The sequence below is a fragment of the Flavobacterium tibetense genome (assembly GCF_003293845.1).
GTDB classification, from domain to species: Bacteria; Bacteroidota; Bacteroidia; order Flavobacteriales; family Flavobacteriaceae; genus Flavobacterium; species Flavobacterium tibetense.
Genome location: NZ_QLST01000001.1, coordinates 291,237 through 315,784, shown reverse-complemented (window position 1 = coordinate 315,784; position 24,548 = coordinate 291,237). Strand labels below are relative to the sequence as shown.

At 32.4% G+C, this 24,548-nt stretch carries 22 protein-coding genes; 11 read left to right on the top strand and 11 right to left on the bottom strand.

Annotation, left to right across the window (positions count from 1 at the left end; genetic code table 11):
* Positions 1–70: 70 nt before the first annotated feature.
* The 4 genes from DPN68_RS01515 to trmB form a co-directional block, all read right to left on the bottom strand.
* A complete protein-coding gene (locus tag DPN68_RS01515; protein ID WP_113987866.1) occupies positions 71–1,210 on the bottom strand; it encodes an Mrp/NBP35 family ATP-binding protein in 1,140 nt (379 codons plus the stop codon).
* A gap of 156 nt (positions 1,211–1,366) precedes the next feature.
* Complete coding sequence (locus DPN68_RS01510) at positions 1,367–1,702, bottom strand: MGMT family protein (RefSeq protein WP_113987811.1); 336 nt, start codon at positions 1,700–1,702, stop codon at positions 1,367–1,369.
* A 2-nt stretch (positions 1,703–1,704) separates the two neighbouring features.
* Positions 1,705–2,331 carry a LysE family transporter gene (locus tag DPN68_RS01505; RefSeq protein ID WP_113987810.1) on the bottom strand — a complete coding sequence of 209 codons (627 nt, stop codon included), beginning with the start codon at positions 2,329–2,331 and terminating at the stop codon, positions 1,705–1,707.
* 56 nt (positions 2,332–2,387) lie between these two features.
* A complete protein-coding gene (gene trmB / locus DPN68_RS01500) occupies positions 2,388–3,062 on the bottom strand; it encodes a tRNA (guanosine(46)-N7)-methyltransferase TrmB (protein ID WP_113987809.1) in 675 nt (224 codons plus the stop codon).
* Between the two features lie 138 nt (positions 3,063–3,200).
* Here trmB and DPN68_RS01495 point away from each other — a divergent pair, with 138 nt between their 5' ends.
* Positions 3,201–4,253 (top strand): glycosyltransferase, encoded by a 1,053-nt coding sequence (locus DPN68_RS01495; protein WP_113987808.1) that lies wholly within the window; start codon positions 3,201–3,203, stop codon positions 4,251–4,253.
* Here DPN68_RS01495 and DPN68_RS01490 read toward each other — a convergent pair.
* Together DPN68_RS01490 and DPN68_RS01485 are read right to left on the bottom strand one after the other, a co-directional pair.
* On the bottom strand, positions 4,236–5,279 hold the full coding sequence (locus DPN68_RS01490) for a sensor histidine kinase (protein ID WP_113987807.1): 1,044 nt from the start codon (positions 5,277–5,279) through the stop codon (positions 4,236–4,238). The genes DPN68_RS01495 and DPN68_RS01490 overlap by 18 nt on opposite strands.
* Complete coding sequence (locus tag DPN68_RS01485; protein WP_113987806.1) at positions 5,279–5,962, bottom strand: response regulator transcription factor; 684 nt, start codon at positions 5,960–5,962, stop codon at positions 5,279–5,281. Before DPN68_RS01485 ends, DPN68_RS01490 begins: the two co-directional genes overlap by 1 nt.
* A 180-nt stretch (positions 5,963–6,142) precedes the next feature.
* On the opposite strand from DPN68_RS01485, the gene DPN68_RS01480 reads away from it, so the two are divergent.
* The 7 genes from DPN68_RS01480 to DPN68_RS01450 all read left to right on the top strand — a co-directional run bounded on the left by DPN68_RS01480 (position 6,143) and on the right by DPN68_RS01450 (position 16,175).
* Positions 6,143–8,956 carry a TonB-dependent receptor gene (locus DPN68_RS01480; RefSeq protein ID WP_113987805.1) on the top strand — a complete coding sequence of 938 codons (2,814 nt, stop codon included), beginning with the start codon at positions 6,143–6,145 and terminating at the stop codon, positions 8,954–8,956.
* 37 nt (positions 8,957–8,993) lie between these two features.
* Entirely contained in the window at positions 8,994–10,373 is a 1,380-nt protein-coding gene (locus DPN68_RS01475) for a hypothetical protein (RefSeq protein ID WP_113987804.1), read from the top strand.
* Between the two features lie 69 nt (positions 10,374–10,442).
* Positions 10,443–10,991 carry a hypothetical protein gene (locus DPN68_RS01470; RefSeq protein ID WP_113987803.1) on the top strand — a complete coding sequence of 183 codons (549 nt, stop codon included), beginning with the start codon at positions 10,443–10,445 and terminating at the stop codon, positions 10,989–10,991.
* 151 nt (positions 10,992–11,142) lie between these two features.
* Positions 11,143–11,481, top strand: a complete 339-nt coding sequence (locus DPN68_RS01465) for a T9SS type A sorting domain-containing protein (protein ID WP_113987802.1) — start codon at positions 11,143–11,145, stop codon at positions 11,479–11,481.
* Between the two features lie 96 nt (positions 11,482–11,577).
* Positions 11,578–13,290 (top strand): T9SS type A sorting domain-containing protein, encoded by a 1,713-nt coding sequence (locus DPN68_RS01460; RefSeq protein ID WP_113987801.1) that lies wholly within the window; start codon positions 11,578–11,580, stop codon positions 13,288–13,290.
* A gap of 126 nt (positions 13,291–13,416) precedes the next feature.
* Positions 13,417–15,111 carry a T9SS type A sorting domain-containing protein gene (locus DPN68_RS01455; protein WP_157958487.1) on the top strand — a complete coding sequence of 565 codons (1,695 nt, stop codon included), beginning with the start codon at positions 13,417–13,419 and terminating at the stop codon, positions 15,109–15,111.
* A gap of 83 nt (positions 15,112–15,194) precedes the next feature.
* A complete protein-coding gene (locus DPN68_RS01450; protein ID WP_113987799.1) occupies positions 15,195–16,175 on the top strand; it encodes a LuxE/PaaK family acyltransferase in 981 nt (326 codons plus the stop codon).
* Here the strand turns inward: DPN68_RS01450 and tyrS are convergent.
* Positions 16,168–17,475: a tyrosine--tRNA ligase gene (tyrS, locus tag DPN68_RS01445; protein ID WP_113987865.1), complete on the bottom strand. Its 1,308-nt coding sequence runs from the start codon at positions 17,473–17,475 to the stop codon at positions 16,168–16,170. The genes DPN68_RS01450 and tyrS overlap by 8 nt on opposite strands.
* A 278-nt stretch (positions 17,476–17,753) precedes the next feature.
* Between tyrS and DPN68_RS01440 the strand changes: the two genes are divergently transcribed.
* Positions 17,754–18,734, top strand: a complete 981-nt coding sequence (locus DPN68_RS01440; protein WP_113987798.1) for an NAD-dependent epimerase/dehydratase family protein — start codon at positions 17,754–17,756, stop codon at positions 18,732–18,734.
* On the opposite strand, the gene DPN68_RS01435 is transcribed toward DPN68_RS01440, so the two are convergent.
* The 3 genes from DPN68_RS01435 to DPN68_RS01425 are packed head-to-tail and all read right to left on the bottom strand — an operon-like array spanning position 18,721 to position 21,201.
* Positions 18,721–19,134 (bottom strand): DUF4296 domain-containing protein, encoded by a 414-nt coding sequence (locus DPN68_RS01435; RefSeq protein WP_113987797.1) that lies wholly within the window; start codon positions 19,132–19,134, stop codon positions 18,721–18,723. The two genes, DPN68_RS01440 and DPN68_RS01435, sit on opposite strands and share 14 nt — an antisense overlap.
* A gap of 1 nt (position 19,135) precedes the next feature.
* Entirely contained in the window at positions 19,136–20,479 is a 1,344-nt protein-coding gene (locus tag DPN68_RS01430) for a dihydroorotase (protein ID WP_113987796.1), read from the bottom strand.
* On the bottom strand, positions 20,479–21,201 hold the full coding sequence (locus DPN68_RS01425; protein WP_113987795.1) for a polyprenol monophosphomannose synthase: 723 nt from the start codon (positions 21,199–21,201) through the stop codon (positions 20,479–20,481). The genes DPN68_RS01430 and DPN68_RS01425 overlap by 1 nt, the downstream gene beginning before the upstream one ends.
* 103 nt (positions 21,202–21,304) lie before the next feature.
* Here DPN68_RS01425 and DPN68_RS01420 point away from each other — a divergent pair, with 103 nt between their 5' ends.
* Together DPN68_RS01420 and DPN68_RS01415 are read left to right on the top strand one after the other, a co-directional pair.
* On the top strand, positions 21,305–21,970 hold the full coding sequence (locus DPN68_RS01420) for a DUF4271 domain-containing protein (RefSeq protein ID WP_113987794.1): 666 nt from the start codon (positions 21,305–21,307) through the stop codon (positions 21,968–21,970).
* A 19-nt stretch (positions 21,971–21,989) separates the two neighbouring features.
* Positions 21,990–22,739 carry a uroporphyrinogen-III synthase gene (locus tag DPN68_RS01415; protein ID WP_113987864.1) on the top strand — a complete coding sequence of 250 codons (750 nt, stop codon included), beginning with the start codon at positions 21,990–21,992 and terminating at the stop codon, positions 22,737–22,739.
* A gap of 115 nt (positions 22,740–22,854) precedes the next feature.
* Here the strand turns inward: DPN68_RS01415 and pckA are convergent, their stop codons facing one another.
* Entirely contained in the window at positions 22,855–24,480 is a 1,626-nt protein-coding gene (gene pckA / locus DPN68_RS01410) for a phosphoenolpyruvate carboxykinase (ATP) (RefSeq protein ID WP_113987793.1), read from the bottom strand.
* Between the last annotated feature and the right edge of the window lie 68 nt (positions 24,481–24,548).

Sequence of the window (24,548 nt, the reverse complement as noted above, 5' to 3'; positions counted from 1 at the left end):
TCAGTTTTCAGTCACAGTCTCAGTTTTAACAACAGTTTTCAAACTGCCAACTGAGACTGTAAACTGAATACTATTTTTTCACAGCAGAACATCCTGCCATTGTTGTTATTTTAATAGCTTCTGTTGGCGGTAATGTTTCATTACGATTTACCGTTTCTTGCACTACATTTCTTGTAATAGTTTCAAACACACTTTCTAAAACCGAAGCTGTTTGCAATGCCGCTGGGCGACCGTAATCTCCTGCTTCACGAATACTTTGCACCAATGGCACTTCTCCTAAAAGAGGCACTTGTAAATCGGCTGCTAAGTTTTTAGCTCCTTCTTTCCCAAAGATATAATATTTATTTTCAGGAAGTTCTTCTGGTGTAAAATACGCCATATTTTCAATAATTCCTAAAACAGGAACATTAATCGATTCTGATAGGAACATGGAAACTCCTTTTTTGGCATCAGCTAAAGCAACCGCTTGTGGTGTACTTACTACAACCGCTCCTGTAATTGGCAACGATTGCATGATTGATAAGTGAATATCGCCTGTTCCTGGTGGTAAATCGATTAGCATGAAATCTAATTCGCCCCAATTGGCATCAAAAATCATTTGGTTTAAAGCTTTGGCTGCCATTGGCCCTCTCCAAATTACGGCTTGGTCAGGTTTAGTAAAAAATCCAATAGATAAAATCTCCACACCATAACTTGAAACGGGTTGCATTTTAGATTTTCCGTCTACTTCTATAGAAACGGGTTTTGAGTTTTCAACATCAAACATAATTGGCATGGATGGTCCGTAGATATCAGCATCTAAAACCCCAACTTTAAATCCCATTTTTGCTAATGTTACAGCAAGGTTTGCCGTAATTGTAGATTTTCCAACACCACCTTTTCCTGAAGCAACCGCAATAATATTAGAAATTCCAGGAATTTGCTTTCCTCTAATTGAATTTGGATTTTCTGGTTTTTCTGGCGCTTCAACTTTGATGTTTACTTTTACTTTGGCTTTTTCGTAGACTTTTTCGTGAATTACTTTTATGATATCTACCTCAGCACGTTTTTTAATATGTAAGGCTGGTGTTGCTAAAACTAAATCCACTACTACTTCATCGCCAAAAGTGATTACATTTTTTACCGCACCACTTTCCACCATATTTTTACCTTCACCAGCTACCGTAATGGTTTCTAGGGCTTTTAATATTTCTTTTCTATCTAATTTCATTGTTCTCTGCTTTAAATCTTTTGTTTTCAGTTCTTTATTAAGACTGAATTTGAATTGCAAAGATAATGAGAAGTTTAGAAGTTTAAAAGTTTCAGAGTTTAAAGTTTTGTTATAGTTGAATAGTATTTTTCTATGCTTTTAAAGAACTAAAAAATATTAAAATTCTGGCTCCCAAAAATGTTTATCGAAATCAATAATCTGATTATCGACTACTTTAATGCCTTCGCTTTCTAGAAGTTGTTGCATTAAATTAGTGCCTTCAAAATGATGCTTTCCAGTGAGTAATCCTTTCCTATTGACCACTCGATGTGCTGGAACATCTTCTAAATTATGAGAAGCATTCATTGCCCAACCTACCATTCTGGCAGAACGAGCAGTTCCTAATGCTTTGGCAATTGCACCATAAGAAGTTACTCTTCCATACGGAATTTGACGGGCAATTTCATAAACTCGTTCAAAGAAGTTTTCTGTATTAGGATTTGGATTTTTCAATTTTAAGCCGTTAGCATTTTGTATAACGATGATACTGCTACTAAACCAGTAATGGCAGCTATCAAAAAGTTGATATTATTGGTAATAAAAGTTACTTTATGTTCTACTTTTTTAAACAAAACAGCATATAAATAAAAGATGAAAAAAGTTCCCAATGCAGCCGCAAATGAAAAAATTAAAATATTGGGTAATGTAAACTGAAAAATATCTTTAGAGGCCAATGTTAAACTCACAAACGCATAATAAGGAATAGCAAACATATTCAAAGAAGAAAGCGTAATTCCGTAAATAAATCTATTATTTTTTGACTTAATAGCAACGTCTAATTTTGGTTTTTTGGCTCTAAAACCATTGTAAATAAAAAAAGCTGTAAGTAAAATAAAAATAACGGTTCCAAACTTTTTTAAATTTTCGCTGATATTAGGATTTGCACCTAAAACTTTGGCAAAATAAACCCCAACAAAACTCTGAACTAAAACTATCAAAACTGCTCCAAAAGCAAATAACAATGCTTGTTTTCGATCTTCGCTTACACTTAGCTTAGCAATGGTCATGTTTAACATTCCGGGTGCAACAATTCCGACTGCTGCTATAAAAAATCCAAGTATAAACGAAAGTAAAATGGTCATAATAGTATGTTTTGTTCAAAAATAAGCAATTACCTAAAATGCTTCTGTAACTAAAATTACTTAATTCGAAATTGAATGTAAGTAATGGGTTTATTTACTTCTAAATATTGGCTTTCATAAAAGGTTTGAATCGAAGTCACATCTACTGGAGCGCCTTCGTTTTTGTACACATTATGATTGGCATAAATTACTTCATGACCCAAACCATGTAATAAACCTAAGGTATAACCATGCATAAATTCAGAATCCGTTTTTAAATGCATTAGTCCGTTTGGTTTTAGAATTTTTTTGTAATTATTTAAAAACTCCGTATTGGTCATTCTATGTTTGGTTCTTTTGTATTTGATTTGTGGATCTGGGAAAGTAATCCAAATTTCGTCTACTTCATCAGCATCAAAACAATGCTCAATTAATTCAATTTGCGTTCGTAAGAAAGCTACATTATGAATCTCATTTTCTACTGCTGTTTTTGCTCCACGCCAAAATCTCGCTCCTTTAATATCAATTCCAATGAAGTTTTTGTTTGGATTTCTTTGAGCCAAACCTACCGAATATTCGCCTTTTCCACAACCTAGTTCTAATACAATTGGATTATTATTTTTGAAAAAATCGGTTCTCCATTTCCCTTTTAAGGGTAATTGATTAGAAATAACTTCTTCTCTTGTTGGTTGAAAAACGTTTGAAAAAGTTTCATTTTCTTTGAATCGCTTGAGTTTATTTTTGCTTCCCACAGTTTATTTAATTTTTTGGTAAAATTAAGGAAATATAAATGAATGCAATAATTTTTAAATTGCACTTTGTAAAATTGTACCTTTACAAGGCATTGGGCGATGGATAATGGGTAATAGGTGCACAATAATTAAATTATTTTGGAAGTTAAAAAAAACATACTTGTTGCTCCGCTTAATTGGGGATTAGGTCATGCCACTCGGTCTATTCCTATTATTTGGGCATTAGAAGAAAATGGTTTCAACCCGATTATTGCTTCTGATGGTCAGGCTTTGGAATTACTAAAAAAAGAATTTCCGCATTTGCAGCATTTGGAACTTCCTGCTTATAACATTCAATATGCGGAGAAAGGGAAAAATTTCAAATGGAAATTATTAGCACAACTACCCAAAATGATTAAAGCCATCAAAGCTGAAAAGAAACAAGTGGCACAATGGATTTTGGAATACCAACTTTCAGGCATTATTTCCGATAACCGATTAGGCGTTTATTCCAAAAATATTCCATCGGTTTTTATAACACACCAATTAAAAGTTTTAACTGGTAACACTTCTTGGATTACTACCAAGTTACACGAGTTTTACATCCAAAAATTCAATGAATGTTGGATTCCAGATAACGATGGTAGTCCGAACTTATCTGGAGATTTAGGACATTATTACAACGGATTTAAGCATTTGCGCTACATTGGTCCACTAAGCCGATTGCATAAAAGAAATTTGCCTTTAAAGTATGATTTGATGGTGATTTTATCAGGCCCAGAACCACAGCGTACTTTACTGGAAAACAAGTTAATTTCGGAACTTCAAACGTACACAAAACCTGTTTTATTTGTAAAAGGAATCATTACTGCCGAACAGGAAATTTGGCAAGAAAACAATATTACGTTTTACAATTTCATGAATAGCGAGCAGCTGGAAATTGCTTTTAACGAAAGTGATAAAATTGTTTGTCGCTCTGGTTATACTACGGTTATGGATTTAGCGCATTTGGGCAAAAAAGCGTTTTTTATACCAACACCAGGTCAATACGAACAAGAATATTTAGCAAAAAAATATAAAGCAGAAAATTTAGCGCCTTATTGCCAACAAGAAAAATTTAAAGTTGAAAAAATAGATAAAATTGAAATGTATCGTGGTTTTCAAAATTTTTCAAAACCTGTAATTTGGAAAGATTTATTTCGCCTTTTCTAAGGTAAATGAAAATTCAGAACCAACGCCAAATTCACTTTCCACGTAAATTTTTTCGTTATGGCTTTCGATAATGTGTTTTACAATAGCTAAACCTAAACCAGAGCCGCCTTCACTTCTAGCACCGCTTTTGTCTACACGGTAAAAACGTTCAAAAAGTCTGGAAATATTTTGTTTTTCAATTCCTTCACCGTTATCGGTTACTCTGATAATAACTTTGTTGTCTACCAAATTTTCTATTCCAATTTCAGTAGTTCCGCCTGTTTTTCCGTATTTAATAGAATTCATGACTAAATTGGTAATCACTTGTTGGATTTTGTCTTGATCGGCTAAAACAAAAATGGGTTGTTTATAAAAAGTATCAAATGAAAGAGTAATATTTTTTTTGGCAGCACGCATTTCTAATAAGTCAAACACATTTTGAACAACCTCAACAACATTAAATCTAGAAGGTTCTATGTTGATATCGCCCACTTCCAACTTGGTAATCATATCCAAATCTTTTACGATATAAATAAGACGTTCCACTCCTTTTTCGGCGCGTTGCAAATATTTTTTTCTGATGGTTTTGTCTTCCATTGCACCATCTAACAAAGTTAAAATATAACCTTGAACAGTGAAAAGAGGAGTTTTTAATTCGTGCGAAACATTGCCTAAAAATTCTCTTCGGTATTCTTCCTTAATTTTTAGGGTTTCAATTTCTAATTTTTTATCTCGGGCAAACTTTTTTACTTCTTTGGTAAGCGTTGCCATATCAGTAGTAATAGGTTGGTTTCTAAACGAAGTATTTTCTAAAAGCGACACATCGTCATAGATTTTTTTTACTCTTCTATAAATGAATTTTTCAACACGATATTGAATAACAAAAAAGGAAAAACCAAAAAGTACAAATAAAAACACAACAGGATACACCAAGTTACTCAGCGTAAAAAAATAATGGTATCCAAAAATACAAACCGTTGCAAAAAACGAAATGTAAAATGAGGATTTAAAAGCAAATTTATATGACTTTTTAAAAATAGGCGACATTAAAATTCAATTTTATAGCCTACCCCTTTAACGGTTTTGAAGAAATCATCACCAATTTTCTCACGCAATTTTCTAATATGTACATCAATTGTTCTTCCGCCGACTACAACTTCATTGCCCCAAACTTTTTCTAAAATTTCTTCACGAGTAAATACTTTTCCAGGTTTAGTTGCCAATAAATAAAACAATTCAAATTCTTTTCTTGGCAGTATAATTTCTTGGTTGTTTCTAACGATTTTGTATTCTTCACGACTTATTTCGATATCACCAACACTTAAAGTAGTGTTTTCGGTTTCAGTTTCTTTTAAACGACGTAATAAGCCTTTCACTTTACTAACTAAAACTTTAGGTTTTATTGGTTTTGCGATATAATCATCGGCTCCAGCATCAAAACCAGCAACTTGTGAATAATCTTCAGAACGAGCTGTAAGGAAAGTGATTATAGTATTTTCCATTTCTGGAAATTTTCTGATGTTTTCACAAGCTTCAATTCCATCCATTTCGGGCATCATGACATCCATAATAATCAAATGAGGTAATTCTCTTTTAGCTTTTGCAATAGCATCTTTACCATTAGAAGCTGTTATTACTTGATAGCCTTCTAAAGACAAGTTATACCCAACAATTTCGAGGATATCTTGCTCATCATCAACCAATAAAATTTTAATGTTCTTGTTCTTCATTAGAATAAAAAGTTCTGTTTTCGTTGGTAAAGGTAAAGATAATATAAAAAGTTTTACATGGTTAACAATTATTTAATCTGTTAACAATTTGATAACTTTTGGAGTGAAAATTGGTAACAAATAGCTAACGTTTTAAAAGTGCTTATGAATTTACTTTGCATCAGAATTTAACAACACAACATGAAACCTTTTTTATTACTTTTTACATTATTATTTTCAACAATTGCTTTAAGCCAAAAAGGAACAATTTCTGGAACAATAACAGATAAGGAATACAACGACGAACCTCTAGCATTTGCAAATATTTCAATTAAAGGGACAACACAAGGAACTTCTACAGACGACAAAGGTAAGTATAGTTTGAATTTAGAACCAGGAAACTACGTTTTAGTAGTTGCTTACTTAGGTTATCAAACAATTGAAATACCTTTTAGTTTAAATCCAAGTGAGAAGAAAACCATCAATCACTCCCTTGAAGCCGGAGGTGTACAATTAAAAGATATAGTACTCACAACTATTGTAAGAAAAAATACTGAGTCTGCTGTATTAACAGAAACTAAAGTTGCAAGGCAAGTAACCAATTCAATTTCAGCAGAGCAAATGAATAAAGGAACTGATGGAAATGCTGCACAAGCAATTCAAAGAGTTCCTGGTGTTACAATTGTTGATGGGAAATTTGTTATGATCAGGGGTTTAAATGAAAGATACAACAATGTTCTTATAAATAATTCATTGGCTCCAAGTACTGAAATTGACAGAAGAACATTTTCGTTTGATTTGTTGCCAACAACCACTTTAGAAAAAATGACAATTGGAAAAACAGGAGCTTCATTTTTACCTGGTGATTTTGCTGGAGGTATAATAAATGTTACTACTTCTGAAAACTTTTCGGATTTCACACAAATTTCTTTCAATGTTGGATACAGAATAAACACTACTTTTAATGATTATTGGCAAACAGAAGGTTCGCCTACAGACTTTTTAGGATATGATAATGGTTTCCGTCAATTACCGTCGGGATTTCCTACTAATTCAAATGTTCTTAATGACAACACTCAAAGTGTTTTCTATGCTAACCAATTAGAGAACAACTTTAATCCAGAAAAAAGAAGTGCTTTTCTAGACTCAGGAATTGGATTTAGTATTGGTAGAAACATCAATTTAAAGAACGATAAAAAACTTAGTACTGTAAACATTTTATCTTATTCTAATAAATTTGAAAACTACGATAAAAATGTAAACTCTTTTATAAATGACTTTTCAGGAGGTATCAATATACCACAAGAACAAAAGGTTTTTGTAGATAACTTCAATTCGAATGAAACTAGATTAACTTTAATGTCAAATTGGTCACTTAAATTTAATGAAGATAATAAAATTAACTTTAAAAATTTATTTAATCAAATTGGTGAAAACTTTACTACTTTAAGAGAGGGTTTTGATTACGACCAAAGACCAGGACAATTATTGAGAAATTATGAATTTGGATACACGGGAAGAAGAATTCTTTCTTCTCAATTTAATGGAGATCACAACATTACAGAAAACAAAAACTTACATTGGGTTTTGGGAGGTAATTTCATAAAAGATATTATGCCCGACTTAAGAAGGTTTAGAACATTTAGAGATATTAATAACACCAATGAACCCTTTAAAATGATTGATCCTCCTAGTTCAAATCCATTTGACACAGGTAGATTCTTCTCAGATTTAAATGAAAAATCAATAAATGCTTCTGTAGATTATACTTATAAATTAAATAAAGATGAAGAAGAAGGTGATGAATTTGACGCTGATAAAATCACATTAAAAACGGGGCTATTTACAGATTATAAAGATAGAGATTTTAGTGCTAGGTATTTTTCATATATAATTCCAGGTAGTGTTTCCTTTGAAAGAAGAGAAGAACTTGTAAGCCTTCCTTTAACACAAGTATTTGCCCCTTCAAATGTTACGGCAACTAATGGTTGGGTTTTAAGAGAAGGTTCTAACTTAAGTGATTCTTATAGGGCAAATAACTTATTAACAGCAGGTTATGTTTATGGAGAATATCCAATTAAAAAGTTCTTACTAACAGGTGGCATTAGAGTAGAACACAATATATTACAAGTTGATGGTTTTCAAGGGATTAACAATGTTATAATTGAACAACCAGTAACTTCTATTTTACCTTCATTCAATTTTAGCTATAACGCTAATGAGAAAAGTGTAATGCGTTTAGCGTATAGCAGAACTGTTAATAGACCAGAATTTAGAGAGATTGCTCCATTTCTATTTTATAATTTTCAAGAAGATACTGAGGTTGACGGTAATAGCAACTTAAAAACAGCAACTATTGATAATTTTGATGCTCGTTATGAAATTTATCCATCAAATGGTGAAACTATTAGTCTTGGTGCTTTTTATAAAAGATTTAAAAATCCTATTGAGTTTATTTTACCTGTTGTAAGTCAACAAAGAAGAATGAGATATAGTAATTCTGATAATGCTGAATTGTATGGGGCAGAATTAGAAATAAGAAAATCAATGAAAAACATTTTTAAAGCAGGCTTCTTATCTGACTTATCTTTTAATTTAAATGCTTCTTACATTTTTTCTGAAGTTGATCTTGGAAGTGGCGCTAATGCACAACAACAAAAAAGAGCTTTACAAGGACAATCTCCATACGTAGTTAATCTAGCGTTAGGTTACAATAACAAAGAAAACGGATGGAATTCAAATTTAATTTATAATCGCTTTGGTGATAGAATATATGCTGTTGGTGGAGACATATTTCCTACCATATATGAATTAGCAAGAAATCAGCTTGATTTTACTATATCTAAATCTTTTGAAAAAATGAGTTATAAATTAGGTATATCAAACCTTCTTGATGATAAATATAGATTCTTTCAAGATTCAAACTTAGATAATAAAATTGACAATAGTGATGATGCTATTTTCACTCACAGAATAGGTGCTTTATTTAATTTCAACGTAACATACAAATTTTAACTTTTTAATCTTAAACATAACTATTAAACATTAAATTATGAAAATTTCTAAATTATTTTTAACAAGCTTGATGATATCAGCTTTAGCAGTTGTTGGTTGTTCTAGTGATGACGACAATTCAAACAACAACAATGACAACACAGTTGTTGTTTTAGAAGGAAACCTTGAAACAAGAACCTTAACAAACGACAAAAAATACTTAATCAAAGGACAAACTTTTGTTAGAAGTGGAAAAACTTTAACAATTGAACCAGGAACAATAATCAAAGGAGACAAAGCAACTAAAGGTACTTTAATAATTGACAGAGGTGGTAAAATTGAAGCTAATGGAACTGCGACTGAGCCAATCGTTATGACTTCAAACTTGCCAGCTGGTTCTAGAGATAGAGGAGATTGGGGCGGTTTAGTTATTTTAGGTAATGCTCCTGTAAACCAAGTAAATCCAGAAATTGAAGGAATTACTCCTGCTGTTGTTTATGGGGGCACTGACGCTGCTGATGATTCAGGAACATTAAGATATTTGAGAGTTGAATATGCAGGAATTGAATTAACTCCTAATAATGAAACGAACTCTATCACTATGGGTGGTGTAGGTAGTGAAACAACAATGGAATACTGCCAAGTTTCTTTTGGTGGAGATGATGGTTTCGAATGGTTTGGTGGAACTATTAATGGTAAATACTTAATTTCATTTGCTTCTTGGGATGATAGCTTTGATGTTGACTTTGGTTATGTAGGTAAAAATCAATTTGGTCTAGAGGTTAGATATCCTTCTTTTGCTGATCAATCAGGTTCAAACTCATTTGAATGTGATAATGGCCCTAATGACAACGTTACAACTTTACTTACAGAAGGTGTTTTCTCAAATTTTACTTGTGTAGGTCCTAAAGCAACTAACGCTCAACAAATTAATGCAAACTACCAACATTCAATTGATTTAAGAAGAAGAACTGCAGTAACAATTGCTAACTCAGTATTTATAGGTTACCCTAGAGGAATTAGAATGAATCAACAATCTGTTTATGATAATTATTCAGGCACAACTCCAACTGGTAAATTATTAAACAATATTTTAGTAGCACCTACAACTACATATTCAGTTGGATCAGGGATGACAGCTACAGCAACTGATGTAACAAATTTATGGACTGCCAGCAATACAACTATTACTGCAGCAATTGAAGATCAATTTACTGTATTAGGTTTAAATCCAAATATCGCTTTTGGTAACAATACTACAGGTGGTTACTCAGCAAACCCAACCTTTACAGTTACAAGTGGAACACTAGCTTCAGGAGCTTCATTTACAGATAGCAAATTATCTGGTCTTCAAACTGTCGCTTACAGAGGTGCATTCGGAGCTACAGATTGGACTGCTAATTGGGCTGAATTCTTACCAAACAACAGAGCATACTAATTTTAAAAAAATCAGCTTTAACCCCAAAGTCAATAAACTTTGGGGTTTTTATTATTTTATTCAAATCTTATGGTTAAATACATTTATATTATATTATTTGCACTTTCTTTATTTAGTTGTAAAAAAGAAGTTTTATCGAATCCTAGTGATTATCTAACTAATGAAGAAAATTTGGCGTTCAAAGAAAATATTGTTAGATATTTCGAAGGGTTACCAAAAAATGTATCTCATGAAAAAAAATGGGATACTATAAATAATAGTTATTATCAAAGAAAAGTTAAAGAAGCAGAATTAATTCACTACTATAAAAATGAGGATGGATTCATATTTTTTGCCATTAGCAAAATAGCTCCGAGTTTAAAATTAAAAAAAGTAGCTACAATAGGAAAATTGAAAATTGAAAAAGATTCAATAGTTTACTATGAAGAAATTTGCAGAACTTGGAAAATGGAATTACCAGAATTAAACTTAAAAAGTAAAATACTTTTTGATAAAATTGTATTAGGAAAAAATATTGAAGAATATTATACTAAAAACTCCCAACCTGAATTTTGGATAGAATTTCCTGATGATTTAACTTATTACGACACAGAAAAAAGAGTTTGGAAAAATAAATAAAAAGAATCAACTAATAAAGTTGTTAAAAATGACATGATTCAATAATATTTTTTAAAAAATACTTACAAAAATCCCTCAATTGAGGGATTTTTTATTTGGCATTGTATTTGCAATTATTTTTTTAGTATCTTTACACTAATATTTGAAGCTAATGGCAAAAAAATACTTTATACTATTTCTTTTTGTTTCTCTTTTCTCTTTAGAAGCTATTTCTCAAGAGCAAAAGCCAATTAGCGCAAATAAAAACCAAGAACCTGCTATAGATGGATTGGCTATTTATCCTAACCCAACCAATTCTGGCAAAATTTATATTACCTCCAAAGCTGCCCTTGACAAAAAAATTGAAATTTTTGATGTATTAGGCAAGAAAGTATTTGAAACTACTTCTGCATCAAAAGAAATAAACGTGAGCTCCTTAACTGCTGGCGTTTATATCATTAAAGTAAAAGAAGGCGAAGCTACCGCAACTAGAAAACTGATTGTTAACTAGTTCAAAAAAACAAACTTTAACCTTTATTTTACATTGCATTTTTATTTAATTCTAAAAATGTAACTAAATTTGTAACGAATTAAAATTCTTATAATTATGAAAAGACTTTACATTATTATCCTTTTAGTATACTCTAGCTTTGGATTTTCTCAAACTTTCTACTCTGAAGATATGGGATCACCAGCAACAACAACAGCAATTGCCGATCATACTTTTCAAAACGCAAGTCCTATCATCTATTCAGGAACTGCTGATGTAAGAACCTCAACAGCTTCAACTGGATATACTGGAGCAACTGGCAGCGGAAATGTTTTTTTTACTGGTACTGTTGGAAGATTTTTATTAATTGAAGGTATAAACACTTCATCATACAGTGCATCAGATATTCAATTGAGTTTTGGACACCACAAAAGTGCTAATGCTGCAAGTAACGAACTTATAGTTGAAGTAAGTGAAAACGGGACAGATTTCACTCAATTAACTTATTCAAGAGCTACAGGAACCGGAACTTCTAACTGGACATTAATTACAATTACGTCAGGCATTCCAAGTACTACAAACTTAAGAATTCGTTTTACTCAAACAATAACTACGGCTCAATTTAGAATTGATGATGTTAAACTTACCAATGTTTCTGCAACATGTGCATTATCTTTAGAGACTCCAGTTGTTGCATGTGAAGCTTCTACATTAGCCTTGGACAATTACACCGTAACTATCCCATTCACTGGCGGAAGTTTGGCAACATATACAATCAATGCTCCAGGTGCAACTATTGGCGGAGATAATCCATCTTCAGTAGCGTCAGGAAATATTGTTTTAACTTACACAGAAGGAACAAATTTTGATGTTGAAATTACAGGCGGAACATGTAACCTTGAAGTTTCTGGTAACAGTCCTGAATGTAAACCAATAAACACCCTTCCTGTTAACGAACCATTTAATTATACTGTAGGATCTGAACTTAATGCGTCTCAAATGTGGACAAATGCATCTGTTGGAAGTGACAATATTTTAGTTGCAACTGGTAATTTAAATTATACTGGAATAACTTCTACTGGAAATCACGTTTCATTCGCTGGAACAGGTAGCGACCCAAGATTACCATTCACTGAAACAACTTCCGGAGAATTATATGTTTCTTTTTTAACTAGTGTAACTGATATAACTGGAGTATCTGGCACAACATATTTTGCGGTTTTAAATGACGGTTCAAATTCTTTTACAACTGCTCGTATTTGGATGAGAAATGATGGTACTCAATATCAATTTGGGATTAGCCCAACAGCAGCAGCTGGAGATATTGTTTGGTCTGCAAACTTATTCAATGTTGGTAGTACTCAATACTTAGTTTTAGGTTATGATTTTGGAACTAACACATTATCATTATTCGAAAACCCAACTATAGGAGGTACGGCTAGCACAACTGTAAGTGTAACACCAGCTAGTGCAATTACAAGCTTTGCAGGTTTTATTTTACGTCAAGATTCTGCAACTAATACACCAGCTATGCTTGTAGATGAGTTAACCATTGATACGTTACCAAACTTTACGCTATCGTCATCATCATTCAACGCAATAGATGGCTTAACTATGTATCCAAACCCATTAAAAGGAAATACATTATATTTAACTTCTACTGCTAATGCGATTATGACTGTTCAAATTTTTGATGTATTAGGAAAAGAAGTTTTAAAATCTAACGTAATTAACAACACTGTAAACGTTTCTGGCTTAAATTCAGGTGTTTACATCGTAAAAATTACAGAAGAAGGAAAAACAGCAACAAGAAAATTAGTTATTCAATAAGTTTTTTTTCAACATAATAAAAAGCATCAACAAATGTTGATGCTTTTTTTATATAAAATTCTATCAATCATTGTAATAAATAAAAAAATGATTAGTTTTGTCACCCCAATTTTAATTTTAAAAAAAATGAAAAAAATTTACACACTACTTTTAACTTTCTTTTCTGTAGCAATTTTTGCTCAAGGCTCAATTAATTTCGACGAACCGACAAATTGGGTTCAAGGAGCAGGATTATTTACTGCTTATTCTGATCACGGATATAATGATGGCGTTTTTTCTGCAATTGGAGCAAGTGTTATTAGAAATAGCACCGCTGTTACAGATGGCTTTCCAGGTGCAAATGGAACATATTCATTTCGTTTAAGAGATAATGCTTCTTCTTCACTTACTATGACAATTGCTTCTGGAGGAGTTGGAAACTTTTCTTTCGCAGCAAGACGTTGGGATAATTCTCCAGCAACAAATTTTACAGTTGAATACTCAACAAACGGCGGTACTGACTGGACGTTTTCATCAACAATTGACGCTGCGGTAACAACAGATTCTGATTGGAAAACAGTAAACGGTGTAATCAATAGTTCAAATGCTAATATTCAAATTAGAATTAGATCTAACGGAACAACAGAAAGAATAATGGTAGATGATTTTGCTTGGACTGCTCCAACTTCTGATCCTACATTAATAATCTCGTCTCCATCAAATGGAACTACTTACAATCCAGCTACAACTGCAGTTAACGTGAGTTTATCAGTATCTAATTTTATTGTTGCTAACCCAGGAAGTGGTAATGGACATATTAGATATACTGTAAATGGAGGTACCGCAATAAGTAAATTTAATACAACTCCAATTGAACTTACAAGTTTAATTCCTAATTCTTACACCATTTATGTTGAACTTGTTGATGATACAGGCACTCCGATATCACCCGCCGTTAATACTACTGTATTTTTTACAATTGAAGGATACTACATTGTAAACAGCATAAATGATGTAAGACTTGATGTTTTAGACTACGGTATTGGCCGTTATTATCAAATAAACAGCGAAGCAATAGTAACTTATGCTAGAACACCAAGAAATCAAAAGTATATTCAAGATGCTACAGCAGCAATTTTGATTGATGACGCTGGAAATGTAATCACTAATACTTTTGCAATTGGAGATGGAATGACAGGATTTAGAGGTCAAACCACTTACTTCAATGATTTATTACAGATTGTTCCTTTAGAAAACATTGCCCCTTCTTCAACAGGAAATACTATCACTCCAGAAGTTGTTACAATTGCAAATATAATAGGTAATGTTGAGTTATACGAAAGTGAATTAGTTAGAATTAACAATGTAACTTTTGCAGACGGAAACGGTACAAATACATTTGCTGGAAATGTTACATATAATATCAGTGACGGAAATACAATGGAATTCAGAACCTTCTTAACCGAAGTTGATTACGTAGTAAATTCAAACATTATACCAGATGTTACAAGAGATGTTATTGTATTGGTTTCTAAAAATGTTGCAACACCAAGAGTTGTTGCAAGATCTTTTGTTGATGTTAACACGCTTTCAACTAATGATTTCAACGCAATCGAAGGTCTAACCATGTATCCAAACCCATTAAAAGGAAATACATTATTTTTGACTTCAACTGCTAATGCTAATATGTCAGTTCAAATTTTCGATGTATTAGGAAAAGAAGTTTTAAAATCTAACGTGATTAATAACGCTGTAAACGTTTCTGGATTAAACGCTGGTGTTTACATTGTAAAAATTACAGAAGAAGGAAAAACTGCTACAAGAAAATTAGTTATTCAATAATTAGTTTTTACAATATATTGAAAAGCATCAACGAAAGTTGGTGCTTTTTTATTTATGACCAATTTGTTTGTTATTTTTGCACCATGATTTCAAAAGAAGATATTTTCCAAATTGGTTCTAAAAAAGAATTTGAAAAAATTACTTTAAAAGTATTTCGACATCAGTACGATACTAATTTGGTATACCAACAATTTTGCAACTTCTTGAAGAAAGACAAAAACAATGTGAAATCATTAACCGAAATTCCTTTTTTACCGATTCAGTTTTTTAAAAGTCATGACGTTTTAAGTTCGCCTGAAGCTATTCAGCAAACGTTCACCAGTAGTGGAACAACCGGACTACAAACTAGTAAACATTTGGTTACTGATGTAAGTTGGTACGAAATGAGTTATCGCTTAGGATTTTCAGAATTCTACGGAAATATTGAAGATTATTGTGTTTTAGCCTTACTTCCATCCTATTTGGAACGTGAAGGTTCTTCGTTGATTTATATGGTTGAAGATTTAATCCAAAGTAGTAATCATCAAGATTCTGGATTTTATTTGAATAATTACGATGAGTTGATTTCGAAACTAATTGAATTGGATAATTCGGGCCAAAATGTGATTTTAATTGGTGTTACGTATGCTTTGTTAGATTTAATTGAGAAACAAAATTTCCAATTAAAAAACACTATCATCATGGAAACTGGTGGCATGAAAGGCAAACGTAAAGAAATGATTCGCGAAGAATTACACGCTATTTTATGCAATGGATTTGGCGTTTCAAAAATTCATTCCGAATATGGCATGACCGAATTACTTTCACAAGCGTATTCTCTTGGTGATGGCGTTTTTGAGTGTCCGCCTTGGATGCAAATTCTAATTCGCGATACGGAAGATGCTTTGACTTATGTTGCTGAAGGGAAAACGGGCGGCATTAACGTGATTGATTTAGCCAATATCAATTCGTGTTCATTTATTGCTACACAAGATTTGGGAAAAAAATATCCCAACCATTCTTTCGAAGTGTTGGGACGTTTTGATAATTCTGATATTCGTGGTTGTAACCTGATGGTTATTTAACCTTAATCACGTAATAATTTTTCTTTCCTTTTTGCAATAACAAGAATTGATTATTGATAAGGTCTTCTTTCGTAATGATTTTATCTTCCCCTACTTTCACTTTGTTTAAAGAAATCGAGTTTTGTTTCAATTCTCTACGCGCATCACTATTAGAAGCTAAGAAGTTGGTTTTTGCTGCTAATGCTGCAATCATATCTAAACCTGCATTCAAATCTTCCGTCGAAATTTCTGCTTGAGGAACTCCATCAAACACTTCTAAAAACGTTTTCTCATCTAACTTTTTCAACTCATCCATCGTTGGGCTAAAAAACGCATTCGAAGCTGCGATTGCATTTTCTAAATCTGCTGCAGAATGTACCATCACAGTGATTTCTTCTGCTAAACGCTTTTGCAACACTCTTAAATGAGGTGCTTCGTTATGTTCTGCAATTAATTTTTCAATCGTTTCTTTATCTAAGAATGTAAAAATCTTAATGTACTTTTCAGCATCAACATCGGTAGAATTTAACCAAAATTGGTAAAATTTATAAACCGAAGTTTTATCAGCATCTAACCAAACGTTTCCACCTTCAGATTTTCCGAATTTAGAACCATCAGCTTTTGTAATTAATGGTGTGGTTAACGCGTATGCTTTTGATTTTTCATCATTACCAACGTTCATTCTTCTTACCAATTCTGTACCAGTAGTAATGTTTCCCCATTGGTCGCTTCCGCCCATTTGAAGCAAACAATTATAATGTTTATTCAAATGATAAAAATCGTAACCTTGAATTAATTGATACGTAAATTCGGTAAAGCTCATTCCTTCTGACCCTTCTTCCCCACTTAAACGTTTCTTTACTGAGTCTTTCGACATCATGTAGTTCACCGTAATACGTTTTCCAATATCTCGAGCAAAATCAATAAATGAAAAATCTTTCATCCAATCATAATTGTTGACTAAAATTGGAGCGTTTTCATCTTTCGCATCAAAATCTAAAAAGCGAGACAAAACATTTTTGATTCCTTCTACATTGTGATTTAAAGTAGCTTCATCTAATAAATTTCTTTCATTAGATTTTCCAGAAGGATCGCCAATCATTCCAGTTGCTCCACCCACTAATGCAATGGCTTTATGACCCGATTTCCTCAAGTGCATTAATAGAATAATTTGCACTAAACTTCCAATATGTAAAGAGTCTGCCGTTGGATCAAAACCAATATAAGCTGTGGTAGCTTCTTTTAGTAATTGCTCTTCTGTTCCAGGCATCATATCATGAAACAAACCTCTCCAACGTAATTCTTCTACTAAATTCTTCATTTTTAAATTTAATTTTGGCAAAGATAACCTTTAGTTTAAAAGTTTAAAAGTTTTTTCAAAAATCAAGGGCAAAATCAAGTTCAATTTCAAAGACAAAAATCAAGTTCAAGTGCAATGGTTTTCGCTTCGCTCAAACAAAAACCTACTTCGTAGGAGATTCCTCGTAAACTCGGAAAGACAATTTCAAATTCAAAATCAACGACAAAAATCAACGACAAAGTCAAGTCTATCTTCTCACTTCTATTATCTATCTTCTCAAAAAATAGTATCTTTACCACATGATTTTAGTTACAGGAGCAACAGGATTAGTAGGTTCGCATTTGTTAGTACAACTTCTTCAAGAAAATGAGGAAGTAAAAGCGTTATTCCGTTCCGAAAAACAAATTGAAAAGGTTAAAAATGTATTTTATTTTTATAATCAATTAGCACTTTTTGATAAAATTCAGTGGGTAAAAGGTGACATTACCGATATTCCATCTTTAGAAATTGCTTTTGAAAATGTTACTCATGTTTATCATTGTGCCGCTTTGATTTCTTTTGACCCCAATGATGAAGACGAACTTCGAAAAATCAATATCGAAGGAACTGCAAACGTTGTAAATTGTTGCGTCGATTTTGGAATAAAAAAGCTTTGCCATGTAAGTTCGATTGCTGCTTTGGGAAGTCCAAAAGAACACGAAACGACTATCACAGAAGAAACCGAATGGAATAAGGAAGAATTACACAGTGATTATGCCATTACCAAATACGGCGCCGAAATGGAAGTTTGGCGTGGTCATCAAGAAGGTTTAGAAGTGGTAATTGTGAATCCAGGAGTGATTTTTGGTTTTGGCTTCCCAAATCAAGGAAGCGACACCATTATTCAATCGGTAAAAAAAGGACAATGGTTTTATACCAAAGGTAACATTTCGATAGTAAGTGTGAATGATGTTGTAAAAAGCATGACGGTATTGATGAATAGTTCAATTTCAGGTGAAAAATTTATTGTTGTGGGCGAAAATTTAAGCATTGAACACTTTTTAATTTTCGTAGCGAATACTTTTGGAATAAAGAAACCTAGTATTTATGCCAATAAAACACTGACCGCAATAGCGTGGCGAATGGATTGGTTACTATCCTTACTAACTGGAAATAAAAGAAAATTCACCAAAATACTAGCGCAATCTGCTCATGACACAACAGTTGTGAGTAATCAAAAAATTATTGAGAAAATTGGGTTTTCTTTCGAAAAGAAAGAGCAATACATTATTCCTGAGTAGGAGGATTTACAAGAATTTCTCTTTTTATTTTTGGTTTGTCCTGATTTTCAATTTTTTCTTTACCTGATAACGAATCTGCCTCCATTTTTAATTCATTAACTCTATCGGTAACTCTTTTGTGAATCTTTTTGTATTTTTTAGTATTTGAAGCGTAATACAATTTATTTTGATAATACGTTGTACTGTCAATTTTGTATTTTTCATAAATAAACGTTTCCGGATTTATACCTTTCTCGTCTAATTTATTTGGCATATAGGACTGTGTAGCTTGAAGAATGGACAAATCAAATAAAATATTTTCCATTACTTCTTCATCTAGAAGTTGGTCTGGTTTAGGAACAGGTTTATTGGAACAAGCCCAAAAAAACAGTACAACCAATAGTCCAATTGTCTTTTTCATACTATTCTCTTTCAAATAACAAACGCTTTCCTACTTTTAACTCTTTTACTTTTCCATTTTCATATACCAATTTTCCATTCACAAAAGTATGAGTAACTCTTGATTTAAAATTTGTACCTTCAAATGGTGACCAACCGCAATGGTATAAAATATTTTCTTTTTTCACAGTCCAAGGTTGTTGCGAATTAACAATTACCAAATCAGCAAAATAGCCTTCTTTAATAAAGCCGCGTTTTTCAATTTGAAAAATTTTCGCTGGATTGTGACACATTTTTTCTACTATCTTTTCTACTGATATTTTACCTTTCAAATGTGCTTCAAACATGGCTACTAAAGCATGCTGCACTAATGGTCCGCCTGATGGACACGACAAATATTTATTGGTTTTTTCCTCTAAAGTATGTGGTGCGTGATCGGTGGCAATAACATCAATTTTATCATTTAACAAGGCTTCCCATAAGGCATCTCTGTCTTTTTCAGTCTTAACTGCAGGATTCCATTTGATTAAACTTCCTTTGGTTTCATAATCCGCATCTGTAAACCATAAATGATGCACACAAACTTCTGCAGTAATTTTCTTTTGTTCCAATGGAATTTTATTGGTAAACAACTCCATTTCTTTGGCAGTTGATAAGTGGAAAACATGCAAACGAGCACCAGTTTTCTTAGCCAATTCAATAGCTTTTGACGATGATATATAACAAGCTTCTTCACTTCTAATTAAATGATGGTATTTCATTGGAATATCATCACCAAATTCTTCTTTGTATTTTTCAGTATTGGCTCTAATGGTAGCTTCATCTTCGCAATGTACCGCTATTAGCATTTTGGTAGAAGAAAAAATTTGTTCCAAAACTTCAGGATTATCCACCAACATATTTCCAGTTGAAGAACCTAAAAACAACTTGATTCCAGCTACGTTTCTTGGATTGGTTTTCAAAACTTCTTCCAAATTATCGTTCGTTCCTCCCATCATAAAAGAATAGTTGGCATGCGAATTATTTTCAGCTATCTGGTATTTTTGTTCTAATAACTCTTGCGTTACCGCATTGGGAACTGTATTGGGTTGTTCAATAAAAGACGTAATTCCACCAGCAATAGCAGCACGACTTTCAGAAGCGATATTTCCTTTGTGCGTTAATCCTGGTTCTCTAAAATGCACTTGATCATCAATAACACCAGGTAGAAGATAATTTCCTTCCGCGTCGATGATAATACAATTTGATGTTTTTGCACTTATTTTTTCAGCAATTTCCGTGATGATGTCATTTTCTATTAAAACATCGCCTTCAAAAATATTGCCTTCATTAACTATTTTGGCATTCTTAATTAAAAATGTACTCATTATAATGTCTTAAATATATTTTTTATTCTAAGTAAAATTACACCAATTACGGCTTCTCGTATAATGGATCCGCTCATTTTGGATTGTCCTTTAGTTCTATCGGTAAAAATAATTGGTACTTCAACTATTTTAAATTTTTTGACAAAAACCCGGTATTTCATTTCAATTTGAAACGCATAACCCACAAATTTTATTTTGTTTAGGTTAATGGCTTCCAAAACTTGTCGTTTGTAGCATTTGAAACCCGCTGTTGCGTCGGCAATTTTCATGCCAGTAATTATTCTAACATAAACGGAAGCAAAATAGGAAAGTAAAACCCTACTTAAAGGCCAATTCACTACATTAACCCCATTAGAATAACGAGAACCAATTGCCAAATCTGCCCCATTTTCACAAGCTTCTTGTAATCGAATCAAATCCAATGGATTATGAGAAAAATCGGCATCCATTTCAAAAATGTAATCGTAATTATTAGCCAATGCCCATTTAAAACCATGAACGTAAGCCGTTCCTAAACCCGACTTTTTTGTTCGGAGTGCAATAAACAATTGCGTTGGATATTTTTTTTGTAATTCCACAACTTTATGATAAGTTCCATCAGGTGAATTATCATCTACTACCAATATATGAAAAGGTTTAGTCAAAGAAAACACCGCATGAATTATGCTTTCAATGTTTTCAATTTCATTATAAGTTGGAATTACAACTATGCTTTTAGACATATTCTCTTTTGAATTACTGCACAAAAATAAAGCATTTCTTCTCTATATCTCTTAATAAATTTATAATAATCAAAATGACACTATTTTTTGTAATTTTGAACCGATGAATACAATAACATTCCAAGAACGCATTATATCTTATACCGATTGGGCTACACTCCTTTTTATTGTGGCATTTGTAATCATTGCTGTAAACAGAAATGTATTTGCAACACGTTTTTATGAGTTTATCCGTTTAGCTATTTCAGATAAATATACCAAAATATATAAGGATCGTAGTAATATGCTGAGTGGTTTTACAATCTCTATGTTTGTGGTACAGCTCTTATCTTTGTCATTTTTTATTTTACTTTTAATAAACCAATTAGGTATTAAAGAAAAAAATGACGGAATTGTTTTTATTCAAATTATAACGTTTTTAGGCGTATTTATATTGTCAAAATACCTAATAGAAAAAATAATTGCCACCACTTTTCAAATTGAAGAGTTTAATGAACAATTTAATCTATTAAAAGTAAGTTACCGAACCTATTTAGGCTTTATTCTGTTGCCTATAAATCTGATTTTATATTATAACACATTACAATCTGATTGGATTTTTATTGTTTTAACTTCTTTATTAGTACTATTTAATGCACTAACCTACATAATTGCGATTAAAATTTATCAAAATCTCGTGATGCGTAAATTGTTTTATTTTATTTTATATCTTTGCACACTTGAAATAGCACCTTACTATTTTATGTATTATTGGATTACAAAAAATTAGATCAAGTCGTATGTCAAATTTGAAAGTGAAAACAATATTGGTTTCACAACCAGAGCCTAAAGTTGAAAATTCCCCTTACTTCGAGCTTCAAAACAAGCTTAAAGTAAAAGTAGACTTTAGACCATTTATACACGTTGAAGGTGTTAGCGCTAAAGAAGTTAGAGCACAAAAAATTGATTTAAGCAAATTTACTGCTATTATTTTGACTAGTAGAAATGCCGTAGATCATTTTTTTAGAGTAGCTGAGGAAATGCGTTATAAAATTCCTGAAGACTTAAAATATTTTTGTCAATCAGAAGCGGTTGCTTTTTATTTACAACGTTATGTAGTTTACAGAAAGCGTAAGATTTATGTGGGTCAGAAAGAGTTTATTGATTTGGCTCCACTAATTAAAAAATACAAAGACGAAAAGTTTTTATTACCTAACACCGATCAGTTAAATACAGATATCCCTCAAACTTTAGATAGTTTAAAAGTGGAATGGACGCAAGGTGTATTTTACAGAACCGTAATGAGTGATTTGTCTGATTTGAAAGACGTTTATTATGATGTTTTAGCATTTTTTAGCCCAACCGGAATTAAATCTTTATTTAAAAACTTTCCTAATTTTCAACAAAACGACACTAGAATTGCTGTTTTTGGAGCTACTACTAAAAAAGAAGCTTTAGATCATGGATTACGTGTTGACATTATGGCACCAACACCAGAAACACCTTCTATGACTGGCGCTTTAGAAAAATACGTAGCCGAAGTAAACAAAGGAAAATAAATTAATACTTACCAATATCTAAAACCAAATCCCAAAAGAGTTTGGTTTTTTTGTTGATTTATTCCAATAAAAAAAGTCCCGAAATTTCGGGACTTTTCTATATTAAATGATTTGATTACAATTGAGGACCAGCAGCTACTAACGATTTCCCTTCTTCATTGTCTGTGTACTGAACAAAGTTCTTGATAAATCTTGAAGCTAAATCTTCTGCCTTTGCTTGCCATTCTGCAGCATCTGCATACGTATCTCTAGGATCTAAAATAGCTGGATTTACATGATTTAAAGAAGTAGGAACTACAAAATTAAATACTGGAATCGTTTTCGTATCTGCATTTTCAATAGAGCCATCTAAAATAGCATCAATAATTGCACGAGTATCTTTAATAGAAATACGTTTCCCAGTTCCATTCCAACCTGTGTTAACCATGTAAGCGGTTGCATTGTGTTGCTCCATTTTCTTAACCAATTCCTCTCCGTATTTGGTAGGATGTAAGGATAAGAATGCTTTTCCAAAACAAGCTGAGAATGTTGGTTCTGGTTGTGTTACTCCTCTTTCAGTTCCTGCTAATTTAGCTGTAAACCCTGATAAGAAGTAATACTTCGTTTGCTCTGGAGTTAATTTAGAAACAGGAGGCATTACTCCGAATGCATCTGCTGTTAAGAAAATAACTTTATTAGCATGACCTGCTTTAGAAACCGGTCTTACAATGTTGTCAATATGATAAATTGGGTAAGAAACACGTGTATTTTGTGTAACAGAACCATCTTTAAAATCAATTTTTCCGTTCGCATCAACGGTTACGTTTTCTAATAACGCATCTTTTTTGATAGCACCATAGATGTCTGGTTCGTTTTCTTTACTTAAATCGATTGTTTTTGCATAACAACCACCTTCAAAGTTGAAAACACCGTCATTATCCCATCCGTGTTCGTCGTCTCCGATTAATTCACGTTTTGGATCTGTGGATAAAGTAGTTTTTCCTGTTCCAGATAACCCGAAGAAAACAGCAACATCGCCATCTTTTCCTTTGTTAGCCGAACAGTGCATCGAAGCGATTCCTTGTAATGGCAAGTAGTAGTTCATCATAGAAAACAAACCCTTTTTCATCTCTCCACCATACCAAGTTCCTCCAATTAATTGAATTTTCTCAGTTAAGTTAAACGCAATATATACCTCAGAATTTAATCCGTGAGCAGCGTAATCTTTGAAACTTGTTTTTGAACCGTTCATTACTACGAAATCAGGCTCACCAAAGTTTGCCAATTCTTCTTCAGTAGGACGAATAAACATATTCTTCACAAAATGTGCTTGCCACGCCACTTCCATAATGAAACGCACTTTTAAGCGCGTGTTTTCATTGGCTCCACAAAAAGCATCAACTACAAACAATCTTTTTCCTGAAAGTTGGCTAACTGTAGTTTCTTTTAAAGCATTCCAAGTATCTTGTGAGATTGGTTTGTTATCATTAGCTGCTTTGTCTGAATTCCACCAAATGGTATTTTCAGTTACGCTATCTTTTACAATGTATTTATCTTTAGGAGAACGGCCGGTAAATTCGCCTGTCATTACGTTTACTGCACCAAGTTCTGAAACTTGCCCTCTTTCGAATCCTTGTAAATTTGGGTTTAATTCTTCGTTATATAAATCTTCGTAAGAAGGATTGTAAACAATATCCGTTACGTTTTTAATGCCATATTTCTCTAGCGAAATTGCATTCGCCTTTTGAGTGAAATTATCCATACAATTAATAAGTTATGTTGTTTGAATTATAAAGTGCAAAATTATAAATTTAATTTGAAGAACACGTT